11 protein-coding genes are annotated in these 12,421 nt (G+C 35.1%); 10 read left to right on the forward strand and 1 reads right to left on the reverse strand.

The annotated features are described in order from the left end of the window. Positions 1-20: 20 nt before the first annotated feature. The 9 genes from vanS (at position 21) to QNH24_RS12800 (ending at position 10,099) form a co-directional block, all read left to right on the forward strand. The gene (gene vanS / locus QNH24_RS12760; RefSeq protein ID WP_283872642.1) at positions 21-1,112 is read left to right on the forward strand and encodes a vancomycin resistance histidine kinase VanS; all 1,092 of its coding nucleotides are present in this window, start codon (positions 21-23) and stop codon (positions 1,110-1,112) included. A gap of 246 nt (positions 1,113-1,358) precedes the next feature. Continuing rightward, the gene (locus QNH24_RS12765) at positions 1,359-2,282 is read left to right on the forward strand and encodes a D-alanyl-D-alanine carboxypeptidase family protein (protein WP_283872643.1); all 924 of its coding nucleotides are present in this window, start codon (positions 1,359-1,361) and stop codon (positions 2,280-2,282) included. Between the two features lie 208 nt (positions 2,283-2,490). Beyond that, a complete protein-coding gene (locus QNH24_RS12770) occupies positions 2,491-2,967 on the forward strand; it encodes a hydroxymyristoyl-ACP dehydratase (protein ID WP_283872644.1) in 477 nt (158 codons plus the stop codon). 221 nt (positions 2,968-3,188) lie between these two features. Beyond that, positions 3,189-3,911 (forward strand): polysaccharide deacetylase family protein, encoded by a 723-nt coding sequence (locus tag QNH24_RS12775; RefSeq protein WP_283872646.1) that lies wholly within the window; start codon positions 3,189-3,191, stop codon positions 3,909-3,911. A 477-nt stretch (positions 3,912-4,388) separates the two neighbouring features. Next, the gene (locus QNH24_RS12780) at positions 4,389-5,150 is read left to right on the forward strand and encodes a GNAT family N-acetyltransferase (protein ID WP_283872649.1); all 762 of its coding nucleotides are present in this window, start codon (positions 4,389-4,391) and stop codon (positions 5,148-5,150) included. A 191-nt stretch (positions 5,151-5,341) separates the two neighbouring features. After that, positions 5,342-6,076 (forward strand): peptidoglycan recognition protein family protein, encoded by a 735-nt coding sequence (locus QNH24_RS12785; RefSeq protein WP_283872650.1) that lies wholly within the window; start codon positions 5,342-5,344, stop codon positions 6,074-6,076. A gap of 320 nt (positions 6,077-6,396) precedes the next feature. Then, the gene (locus QNH24_RS12790) at positions 6,397-7,911 is read left to right on the forward strand and encodes a lmo1851 family serine protease (RefSeq protein ID WP_283872652.1); all 1,515 of its coding nucleotides are present in this window, start codon (positions 6,397-6,399) and stop codon (positions 7,909-7,911) included. A gap of 69 nt (positions 7,912-7,980) precedes the next feature. Further along, positions 7,981-8,883 carry a CobW family GTP-binding protein gene (locus QNH24_RS12795; RefSeq protein ID WP_283872654.1) on the forward strand — a complete coding sequence of 301 codons (903 nt, stop codon included), beginning with the start codon at positions 7,981-7,983 and terminating at the stop codon, positions 8,881-8,883. 475 nt (positions 8,884-9,358) lie between these two features. Beyond that, on the forward strand, positions 9,359-10,099 hold the full coding sequence (locus QNH24_RS12800; RefSeq protein ID WP_283872655.1) for a CAP domain-containing protein: 741 nt from the start codon (positions 9,359-9,361) through the stop codon (positions 10,097-10,099). Between the two features lie 229 nt (positions 10,100-10,328). On the opposite strand, the gene QNH24_RS12805 is transcribed toward QNH24_RS12800, so the two are convergent. After that, the gene (locus tag QNH24_RS12805) at positions 10,329-10,976 is read right to left on the reverse strand and encodes a cyclase family protein (protein ID WP_283872656.1); all 648 of its coding nucleotides are present in this window, start codon (positions 10,974-10,976) and stop codon (positions 10,329-10,331) included. A gap of 285 nt (positions 10,977-11,261) precedes the next feature. On the opposite strand from QNH24_RS12805, the gene murG reads away from it, so the two are divergent. Beyond that, a complete protein-coding gene (murG, locus tag QNH24_RS12810; RefSeq protein ID WP_283872657.1) occupies positions 11,262-12,338 on the forward strand; it encodes an undecaprenyldiphospho-muramoylpentapeptide beta-N-acetylglucosaminyltransferase in 1,077 nt (358 codons plus the stop codon). Positions 12,339-12,421: the final 83 nt, after the last annotated feature.

Consider the following 12,421-nt stretch of genomic DNA (forward strand, 5'->3'; position numbering starts at 1 on the left):
GAAAACTAAAAAGGAAAATAATGCTTCAAATACTTCTAATCCTTGTCCTCGCATTAATTAGTGGGTATTGGATTAGCTCTCTATTGATTGATGGTGTTTTACAGGCTCCATTCGCCGATGCGTTTATTCATTTTTGTGAAAATGTACTTCAACTTGATTTTTATGCTGCTCAGAAAGCCTATTCGATTATATTTCAGCAGAATAAGCAACTTTGGTTAGCAACTGGATTAATACTTCTATTATTAGTGATCTTTTATTTTGCTCTTTCACGCTTTACAAAGTATTTTCATCATATTGCTTTAGGTGTCAACAGCCTTTTAGAGGAATCTGATAAAGATATTCAACTGCCAGTTGAGCTTGAATTTATGGAAAAGAAATTAAATGTTGTGAAAAATACATTAGAAAAACGTGCAAAGGATGCACAAGAGGCTGAACAACGAAAAAACGACCTTGTTGTATATTTGGCACATGATATTAAGACACCACTAACATCCATTATGGGATACCTAAGCTTGCTGGATGAGGCAAAGGATATGCCATTAGAGCAAAAAGAAAAATATGTAAAGGTTACATTAGATAAATCCTACAGGCTAGAACAATTGATTAATGAGTTTTTTGAAATTACGAGATTTAATTTACAATCCATTATATTAGATAAAGAAGCCATTAATTTAAATTACATGTTAATGCAATTGGCAGATGAATTTTATCCATTATTGGCACCTAAAGGGCAGCAAGCAATTGTAAATGTGGAGGAAGATATAAAGGTTTTTGCTGACGCCAATAAATTAGCTAGGGTGTTTAATAATATTTTTAAAAATGCGATAGCATATAGCGATGAGAACAGCATTATTAACATTCATGCAGAAAAACAAAATGACCAGATTCATATTTCATTTACAAATAAGGGAAAGGTCATTCCCCCTCAAAAATTAACCATGATTTTCGAAAAGTTTTATCGTTTAGACTCGTCAAGGTCTACACAAACGGGTGGAGCGGGTTTGGGACTTGCTATTGCCAATGAGATTGTACAAGCACACGGAGGAACGATATCTGCAATTAGCACAGATGAAAAAACAGTGTTTACTGTTAGCTTACCATCACTTTCTTAAGAAACCTTAAGAATTCTATAATAGATTATTAAAAAAGAGCTCCTTCTTTTATGTTTCAATAAAACTATAGTCAGTGAGGTAATTTCCTCAACCTCACTAGATTGAGGAACATACACAAAAAAATCCTCACTTCCTGTGAAAGTACTTGTGTGAGCGAGATAACCTGTTAATCTTCCAGCTATAATTTGACAACTTGCAATAGGAATTTAATTGGGAAACAGGTATAAAAAGAAGGAGTTGTTTTTGTTGAAAAGAAAGGGATTCTTTAGCGTATTTCTTATACTATTACTAGTGTTTATTTATTTTGTGGTTGTCAAAGATAATCCACTTCAGCCAAACCTTGATCCATTTAAATCACCTCAGCTAGAGATGCCACAGAAAAGTGATGATATGTTTAATTTAGATTTATATAGCTCCAATGCCATATTAGTGAGCTTAGAGGATCATACTATTTTATTGGATAAAAATAGTGAGGAAATCATATATCCAGCTTCTTTAACGAAGTTGATGACTGTCCTTGTCGCACTTGAAAATATACCCGATTTAAAGGAAAAGATTATTCTTAAAAACCGTATTTTCACAAAATTATATGAAGAAAATGCTTCTATGGCAGGTTTTCTCCCTAATGAGGAAGTAACTGCAGAGGATTTGCTTTATGGTGCGATGCTGCCATCAGGAGCAGAAGCATCTATTGGCTTAGCTGAATCTATTGCTGGTTCAGAAAGTGGGTTTGTCCAGCTAATGAATGAAAAGGCTCAACAGCTTGGAATGACAAATAGTCACTTTATGAATGCTACTGGGCTACATCACCCAGACCATTATACAACGGTGAAAGATCTTTCAATTCTCTTACAGTCTGCTCTCACAAATCCAATATTTAGGGAAATTTATACAGCTGAAAGATATTCGATAAAATCAACGAATCGCCATCCAGAGGGGATTACGTTAACAAGCAGGCTGTTTAATTTTTTAAACACCAATGAGGTAACGAAAGGTGCGATTATTGGGGGAAAAACAGGTTATACAGAGCAAGCTGGCCTGTGCCTTGCAAGTCTAGCATCCATCAATGGGGAAGAATACTTACTCGTAACGGTTGGTGCAGAAGGTGATCCACGTTCAGAGCAGTTCAATATTACAGACGCATTAGCTGTTTATCAGAAATTATATTAAACATAAATCGAACCAGGTACTTAGGTAGTCCTGGTTTTAATTGAATTTATGCAAAATATAAGCGGTATTTTGTCGAAAATAGCATACAATGCACAATCCCTCATATAATTTAAGTGTCTGAACATTTGAGAGAACTATTGATCTGACTATAAATAATCTCTATTCGATTATTAAAACAGGTAGAACACGATGAGAGGATGAGGGGGTTTTGAAGCATCCCAGCACGAATATATTAGAAAATAAAGAAGAATTATTTGTACCTGAGAAAGCTTTAAATAAAGATTTTTGCGATCAATTAGTGACTAAAATTCATAAAAATATACTGAATGAGAATATTTCGAATGATGTCTATATGTCTTATTTTGTGATTTTCGACCAGAAATATGAGCTTAAAGAAATTCGATATTTATTAGATCTGTTAAAAGTACAAGCAGATGAAATTATTCGATCTAAGCCCATCTATATTACATTAAGTGGTGTGATGTTATCGTTATTCGCCATTATTGCCTGTGCTATTAATGTAAAGCTAATGGTTGGTATTTCTTTATTTCAAATAGTTGCCCTAACAATTTTAAGCTTTAATGTAGCTATATTATTTATTTCATTTAAAATTGAAAAAGAATACAAAAAAATTTATGCGGTCATAAAATTAATTGAATATTACTTAAGCTTTTATAAAAAATAAATTATACAGCCGACACCAACCATTCCAGAAAATGAAGCAAAGGATAGATAATATTTACCGCTTTATGAACTCTCCAAAAAAAACATAGTTCCCCGCTTTCTTCAAAAATAATCATGTAAAGCCGCTTGATTTATACGGAACAAAATGATAAAAATTAAGCATTTATTTTAAAAAACCTCAAATAATAAGGTACGAAAAATTTTATTTGAGGAAGTGAAAATTTGAAAAAATTTTTCCAAATGGTATTACCGATTTGTCTGTTAATGATGTCCTTTGATGTCAAAGCTAGTACCTATGAAAATAAAGGAAGAAAGTATTACGAAGAAGCAGGTCAAATTGTATGGGAAATTAAAACGGATGAAAAAATTGTAGCCCTTACTTTTGATGACGGACCACACCGGAAGTACACCACTCAGATTTTGGATATTTTAGAAAAATATAATGCAAAAGCCACTTTTTTTATAGTTGGTCAAAATGCAGAAAAAAATCCTGAAGTTATTTCAAGAATGTATAATGAAGGTCATGAGCTTGCCAATCATACTTTCACACATCCGTTAAGGACTAATGTTCCAAACCTGCTAAAGGAAATTAAGCAAACAGATGAAACTATACAAAAAATTACAGGTTTTACTCCTACTTTATTTAGGCCTGTAGAGGGTCAATATTCAGATGCCATGATAGAAGCGATATCCAAAGAAGGCTATAAGGTTGTAATGTGGTCTTGGCATTTAGATACATTAGACTGGAAAAGTCCAGGTACGAACCGAATTGTTAATACTGTTTTAAAAGGAGTAAAGGAAGGTAATATTGTCCTGTTTCATGATGGAGGCGGTAATCGTAAGCAAACTGTAGAGGCGATGGAAAGTATTTTGGCAGAGCTAGAAAAACAGGGCTATCGATTCGTCACGGTTTCCGAATTACTTGATGTGCAGCAGACAAAGTAATTCAGAGGGGATCCTTCCTTTCATCTTAAAGATCTTTTAATATGCTTTAATTCAGAAATTAAATAATCAATTTGCTTTTGCATTTTCAGCTTGCTTTGCCTGATTATTATTGTTTTGGGAGCTATCATTGTTGCTTTTTTGTAACGCCTGTAATGCAAGACCAGCGGCAATTGTTTGAATACCATCCTAATGTCGATATGGCTGTGCTAATATAGGCAAGCTTTGTAGCATAAATTTTCAAATAGTCAGTCGATTGTGATTCGAATTATTTGTATGCCTCTTTTAAGCAAATCTTGTTAGATGGTCACTACTTTCATCATATACGTACCACATCAAAAAAGGGAATCGAACCAAATTAAAATCTGTACCTCACCTCCAACTATTTCATAGTGGAGGTGTTTTTATGTGGAATTTCTTTACTTCCAAGTGTTTAGAAAAGGTATAATTACCATTAATAAAATAAGGGGGATTAGATGAGTGACTAAGCTTGAATTCATTGAATTAAATCATGAGCTTTTAGAAGGTATGGGAAGCTATTGTCTTAGAAGTAAAAAGAATTCGAAGGGCTATAGACAAAAGAACAAATGGCTTCAAAACAGCTTTGACGAAGGCTTGAAGTATGTTCAGATTTTTAAAAATAATAAGCAAGTTGGCTTTATTGAATATACAGCAGCAGAATATTCTTCAAGAGTTGTCTATGCGAAGGGTTTTTTAGTTATTCATTGCTTGTGGGTTAGTGAAATTGGACAAGGCTATGGCACCCAACTTATTCAAAAGTGTTTGACAGATGCAAAGAGGCTAGCTAAAAAAGGTGTAGTGGTTGTGACAAATTCGACGACATCGTGGACGCCAAGTAAAGAGATTTTTTTAAAAAATAACTTTCAATGTATTGATAAAGCTCCATATGGTTTCGAATTACTTGTCTATTCATTTAATGAAGAATTTGAACAACCTTATTTTCCAACTGATTGGGACGAGAGAATAAATAGATATAATCAGTTGACGATTTTGCGTTCCTTCCAATGTCCATATGTTGAAGTTGCCACAGAAAATATCGTTTCGGGGGCAATGCAATTGGATTTACCTGTGGAAGTGATTGATTTAAGCGGTAGAGAGCAGATAATGACATTATCGCCAACGCCTTATGGTATTTTTTCTGTCATTTATAAGGGGCAGCTAGTTACATTTCACAGACTAACTGTTCATTCTGTAGTCAAAAAATTAAAAGAGCTTAGATAATATATTTGGGAGTATTTGCTATAGTTATTAATGCTTATAAAAACACAATACAAGTAACTAAAGGTGCATACTATAGCTTTAAATCGTCATTTATTAAGTATCTATCTCTATAAGCAACTGTAATTATGATAGATGACGATAATGATAGGATGCTGTAACGACACCTAATAAAATGAAGGGAGGGTAAATCTTTGGTAACCATACGCCGAAAATTAGTGCCAATTTCACTAGCGTTGACAATGACAAATGGCAAAAATAATTTTAAAAAATATATTGTTGTTCATGAAACCGATAATACGAACATTGGAGCTGATGCTGATGCACATGCACGCCTACAAATAAACGATAATAGTAGGCAAGCTAGTTGGCATTGGCAAGTTGATGATCAAGAGGCTGTTCAATCATTTGAACATTTTTGGGAATGTTGGGGTGCAGGAACGTATATTGGTAATCATCAAGGAATCCAAGTAGAAATATGTGTAAATAGTGATGGCGATTATGTAAAAGCTGTGCAAAATGCTGCTACCCTTATCGCAAAAATTATAAAAGATGAAAATATAGCTATTGAAAATATTGTGCAGCATCATTATTTTAGCGGGAAAAATTGTCCACGGAATATGCGGGCTGGAAAAGTACCTTGGTCTCAATTTATAGAGATGATTAAAAAAGCTAGTAATACACAAAATCCACCTGTTGAAACCTTAAAATACCGCATTTTAACAGGAACCTATAATACGTTTCAGGCAGCAGAAAGTGCAGCAAAGGTCATGAAATTCACTTTTGGCTGGCTTGTCTACATTGAGCAGGATGGTCCAAAGTATCGTATTAAAACGGGAACTTTTACAGGAATGATTGCAGTAAAAAATGCAGAAAATAAAATAAAAAAGGCAAAATTGGCGCAAGTTACGTATATAAAAGATGCCTAAGTAAGCAAATGAATTCTAATATTCTATGTGTATATAGTTGACTGCTTCTAAGAATCGAGTAAAATAGAAAAGCAGTACCATTATATACCTTAACTTAGCAGAGGAGAGAGGTGTCTAGGTAAAGCCTCTACGACATCTTTCTCTATATCGTAATCAGAAGAAACGTTTATACATAATTGGCAGTAGCTGAAGATATAGGGGAATAGTTAAGAACTGGTCACGAATTTTGACTGTCTTTTTCTTTTCGTCTTCTCTATAACCTGTTAAGATGGTAATAGTGTGACAACAAGTTAGTGTATATGAGAGTGGTGACAATCAAGATGGATGAACAGAAAAAAGATAGTATAGAACAGCAGCAAGAGCAAACTAAGGACGAGGTAAAACCAGCAGGACGATTTATACAATTAAAACCGTTTAGATTTATCATGCTGATGTTCTTTACAATCCTTATTACTGCGGGCTTAACTATTTTTGCGTTAACGTTCGGCGAGAAGAAAGTAGTGGAAGTAAAAGTACCGATTGAACGTGCGGAATTTTCGAAGTTATATGAGGCCTTTGATTTACTTAAAAAAAATTATTATAAAGATATTGATGATGAAAAAGTAGTCAATGGTGCTATTAACGGCATGTTTGATGCGCTGGATGATCCGTATTCTGATTTTATGGTAAAAGAAGAAGCAGACCAATTTAATTCTGGATTATCTTCTAGCTTCCAAGGAATTGGTGCGGAAATTCAAGAGCGTAATGGCTTTATTACAGTTGTGTCACCTATCAAAAATTCTCCAGCTGAAAAGGCAGGATTATTACCAAAAGATATAATTTTAACGGTAGATGGGAAAAGCATTCAAGGATTTAGTGCTTCAGAGGCTGTAGCCCTTATTCGTGGTGAAAAAGGTACACCTGTGAAAATAACCGTAAAACGTGGCAACAATACAGAGCCTATTAAAATGACAATTATTCGTGATGATATTCCAGTTGAAACTGTATATGGTGAGATGCTTGATGGTAATATTGCACATATCCAAATAACTTCATTTAGTCAAAACACGGCTAAAGAGCTTGAAAAAATGCTTGTAGAGTATAAAGGAAAAGGCATGAAGGGGATTGTCTTAGATTTACGTCAAAACCCTGGTGGTTATCTAGAGGCCGCAATAGAAATTTCTAATTTATTTGTGCAGGAGGGTAAACCAATCGTTCAAGTACAACAAAAGGATGAGGAGCCAAAAATCACAAATGCTATTGCAGGGGAGAAATACAATCTACCTGTAACTGTTCTTGTCGATAGTGGCAGTGCATCAGCATCTGAAATATTAGCAGGTGCTTTAAAGGAATCTGTTGGTGCTAAAGTTGTTGGTGAGACATCGTTTGGTAAGGGAACTGTACAAAATGTTACACCACTAAAAGATGGTTCAAATCTTAAATTTACAACAGGCAAATGGTTAACACCAAACGGTAACTGGATTAATGAAAAAGGGATTGAGCCAGATGTAAAAGTACCATATCCGTCCTATGCATCATTACCATATCTCGATCCAGCTCTTGAAATGAAAGAGGGCTTACAGTCTGACTCTGTAAAAGCGGCAGAAGAGATGCTAGAGGTTCTCGGATATGATCCTGGTAAAGTAGATGGTAGCTTCGATCAGTATACAGAACGTGCAGTGAAAAAACTGCAAGAAACAAGCGGACTGGAAGAAACGGGCATTTTAACTGGTGATACGACATATGCTTTAATGGATGCATTACGTGCAAAAATAAAAGCAGATGATCCTCAATTATTAAAAGCAAAAGAACTGCTTACTGGAACACCAGCAAAAAATGAGGAAACTACAAACTAAAGAAGTAGCTGTCGCAGCAATCGTTATAAACGATCTGTGCGACAGCTTTTTTTATGGGAGGTAAAAATAGTGAAGGATGTTTATTTATTTAGTGGTTTTTTAGGTAGTGGAAAAACTTCCATGCTAACAGATGTAATACGACAATTGAAGGAAAAAAACTTAAAGCCAGCAGTGATAATGAATGAGCTCGGGAAGCTGCCATTTGATTCACATGCTGTTGAGAAGGATATTCCGTTGAAAGAGATGCTAGAGGGCTGTATCTGCTGTTCTGGTGCAGAAAAAACAGAGGCACAAATTCAATCACTATTAATGGATAATGAGTTTGACGTACTAATTATTGAAACAACAGGTGCTGCACATCCTGTAGAAGCATTAGATGCCGTCTATTCGCCATTATTTGCTGAAAAATTGAATGTGAAGGGAATTGTCACTGTAGCTGATTCTAAGCTTTGGTTGAATCGCGAGACGTTAACACCACAAGTTCGCTCTTTATTTATGGAGCAAATCCGTCATGCCCATCTTTTATTGGCCAACAAAACGGATTTATTAACAGAGGCGGAGCAGGCTCGTGTAGTTTATGAGCTACAGGGCTATAATCCTCATGCTTTTATTTTACAAACAACAAATGGCCGTGTACCGTTACGTCTTTTAGAAGATTTAAAGGCAACTGCACAAGTGGACAAAAGTGATATCTTGAAATCACCGATTGCAGCTATGCATCTGGGATCACGATTAGTTGAATTTAAGGGCATAGACTTCACGCAACAGCAATTTGAGGATTGGGTTCGTTCATTACCTGATACGATCTATCGTATGAAAGGGTATGTACCAATTGAAGGTGTAAGAAATCCTATGTTATTTCAATATGCATATGGGATGGTCCAATGGCTCCCTGAATACGTAAAAATGCCAGCGAAATTAGTTATCATTGGTGAAAATGTAGGGGATGTAAACATTATTGGTATTCATTAAACAAGATTAATGACGTGACGCCCCAGCATCTTTGCATCTTGATTAAAGTTCCTCTTCAAAATCTTAGTTGGAGTACGAGCGCCCACTGAATCTAAATAATAAATCATATCTGCGCTTCCTACTAAAATAGATGTTGGTATTGTCTTTTTTAGTAAGAATGGCAGATTTTTTTTGCATCAGATAACTGTAGCGCCTCTATCTACATCTCGATAAAAGGGAATATTTTAAAAAAAATAGTAGTAGGTTTTCTAGTTATGTTATTAAAATATTGAAAATATTCACTAGCTTTTGGGAGGTGTCAACCCTATTTAAAACGTAAGTATTTCATAGACTGGTGGAACTTGCTAAAAATTATAGCAAAAAAACCCCTATTTTATACGGATTCGTATCTCTGTTGGTGATGTTAACAGATGCTGGTAAAATTTTTTTTGAAATCCTCCCTTACGATTAGTGACAGAGAAGGAGGAATTGCAAAATGAAAAAATCACTAACTGCAATTTTTGCAACATTTTTAGTAGCAGCTCCAATTCAAATCGCTTCGGCTGCAGCAAATACTACAGAGGAGAACGCAGTACAACAAAATTCTAATTGTCAAAATGTTTATCACTATAATTGGTCAAATCAAAATCAATGGTCTAATCATAAATGGCAAATAAAATTACCACAACAATCAGCTCCATCAAAAGAAAAACCAACGAATAACGAAACATCAAAGAATAACAATACACAAGCAACAAACAACGATACACCAACAACAACTAACAATTCGCAAACAACTCAAAAAGATAATACAACAACTGCACCAACTCAATCTACACCAACAACAACTACTTCAGATGTTAGTGCTTTTGAGCAAGAGGTTGTAAAATTAACAAATGCTGAGCGTACGAAAGCTGGATTAGCTCCACTACAAACGGATGATAAATTAATGGCAGCTGCACGTGAAAAATCACAAGATATGCAAACTAAAAACTATTTTTCACATACAAGCCCAACATTTGGTTCACCATTTGATCGTATGAAAGCATTAGGTATTAGCTATAAGAGTGCAGGGGAAAATATTGCACAAGGTCAACGTTCACCTCAAGAAGTCGTACAAGCTTGGATGGATTCACCAGGTCACCGTGCGAATATCTTAAACGGTAGCTTTACACATATTGGTGTTGGCTACGTGAAAACAGGTAACTACTGGACACAACAATTTATTCAAAAATAATATTTACAATAAATAGCTCATAGAAAGATGTCCTATAAGTAAAAAATGACTTATAGGACATCTTTATTTATTTTATCTATCTAATTAAACATAAAAAATCAATTGCATCAGTCAAATCGACTTTTTAGTGCCCTCTCTGAATGATTGAGTATCTTTAATAAAAGAATCCGTTTCCTATTTTTGAGGCAAGTTCTTTTTTTAATCCAGCAGTATTTTTATCACTCGATAACTAATCATTCAATATGGCAACCGCTCGTACAGGGGCACCATCAGCATTTTTAAACTTAATGGGCAGGGCACAGAATGTGAATAGTCCATCACCAATTTCACCAAGTCTCGTTAAATTCTCAACAATAATAAAATCGTTGTCAGCTAAAACCTTTTTATGAATTGTTAAATAAGCATCTGACATCGAGTCAATGCTTATTACATCAAGTCCAACACCTTTTTTCTTACTTTGTATTAAGTAATCCGCGACTTCTTCTGTCAAATATGGATAGTTTCCGAAATAAGTAGGTGTGCCCCAGTATTGGTCCCATCCCGTAAAAAATAATAAAAAATCCGCTTGATCAGCCTTCTCTTTTACTGCATTAATTAGATCCATCGAAATTTCTTTTCCTTGCTGTAAGTCGCTACAATCAATGACTAACGCAGAACCTATAAATAGTTCGACTGGTAGGTTATCGAGTGTAGTTCTATCAGCAAATATATGATTAGGTGCGTCCATGTGTGTGCCTGTATGAGAAGCCATAGTCAGGGAGGTTTCTTTAAATCCGTCACTTTCGTGATTGCAAATAATTTTTAATGAAGGCTGATCTGTACCGGGATAGACTGGCATATTTTCAGTTATCGTATGCGTTAAATCAATTATTTTCATATAAAAACCTTTCCTACCTTTTTTAAAGCTATTGTACCATTAAAATCTGACATAACTAAATGTCTGTCCGAGTATATTTCATCTTTTGATCAAATTCATTAATTTCTTTTATCAATCACAGCATTTGCTTAGTTTTTAGAGATAATTTTATGCCGTGTTTATATGGGGAAAAGCTGAAAAATTAAAAGCTTCATCTATATCTTTTCATCTGCATATAGTAAAATAAAAGACTGTAAACAATAAGTAGTGATGCTACTATGGCTTTTAAGGAATAGGAGAATTTAAGTGAAACAACAAACAATCATTTTAACCGGTGGAGGGACGGCTGGTCATGTATCACTCAATCAGGCGATACTCCCTTCTTTACAAGAACTAGGTTATGATGTCCATTATATTGGCTCAGAGCAGGGCATTGAAAAGGAATTAATAGGCGAAGCATTTCCTAGCGTTCCGTTTTACGGAATTTCAAGTGGAAAATTGCGTCGTTATTTTTCAATGAAGAATTTTACAGATCCGTTTAAAGTGCTTGCAGGGATAATGCAGGCTTTTCGTATTATCAAAAAAGTGAAACCGCAAGTTATCTTTTCAAAGGGTGGATTTGTTTCTGTCCCTGTAGTGATGGCGGCGAAACTGGCTGGCGTTCCAGTAGTTATTCATGAGTCGGATGTGACACCAGGGTTGGCCAATAAAATTGCCTTGCCATTTGCCTCTCATATCTTTACTATTTTTGAAGAAACTTTACAGCATCTGCCAAAGGAAAAGGCGACTTGTACAGGATCTATCATTCGCCAAGAGCTATTTATGGGAGAGCGGGCAAAAGGATTATCACTTTGCGGCTTTACTACATTAAAACCTGTTTTACTTGTGATGGGGGGAAGCTTAGGTTCGGTTGTCTTAAATGATGCATTGCGTCAAAATTTACCAGAGCTTGTCAAACAATTTCAAATTATTCATTTGTGCGGTAAAGGCAATTTTGACGAGACATTAGCGTCTATGCCAGGCTATAAGCAATTTGAATATGTAACAACAGAGTTACCGGATTTATTACATGCAGCAGACTTTATCGTCTCACGTGCAGGTTCTAATTCTATTTTCGAATTTTTAGCACTTCATAAGCCGATGTTATTGGTGCCGTTATCTGCGCAAAAGAGCCGTGGTGATCAAATTTTAAATGCAAATTTATTTAAAAGGCAAGGCTATGCAGAGGTTTTAGAAGAGGAAGAAATGACAAAGGAATCCTTTAAAAAATCAGTGCATGTTTTGACTGAACGTAAAGAGGACATGGTAGCAACTATGAAAAAAACACAAAGACCAAAAACGCCAAAAGAAATGGCAAAATTAATTTTGCACTATAAAAAGTAGCCGTTAGGTTATGGATTGATAGACCGGATATAACCTATTCAATAACCACTAAAAAAGCTATGTGCTAGTCAATATGACAGAAC

This window comes from Lysinibacillus pakistanensis (assembly GCF_030123245.1).
Lineage (GTDB): Bacteria > Bacillota > Bacilli > Bacillales_A > Planococcaceae > Lysinibacillus > Lysinibacillus pakistanensis.

What these genes read in the sequence shown, in the direction of transcription:
- vanS (WP_283872642.1), top strand. Translation starts at nt 21, where the DNA reads ATGCTTCAAATACTTCTAATCCTTGTCCTCGCATTAATTAGTGGGTAT.
- QNH24_RS12790 (WP_283872652.1), top strand. Translation starts at nt 6,397, where the DNA reads ATGGATGAACAGAAAAAAGATAGTATAGAACAGCAGCAAGAGCAAACT.
- QNH24_RS12800 (WP_283872655.1), top strand. Translation starts at nt 9,359, where the DNA reads ATGAAAAAATCACTAACTGCAATTTTTGCAACATTTTTAGTAGCAGCT.
- QNH24_RS12805 (WP_283872656.1), bottom strand. Translation starts at nt 10,976, where the DNA reads ATGAAAATAATTGATTTAACGCATACGATAACTGAAAATATGCCAGTC.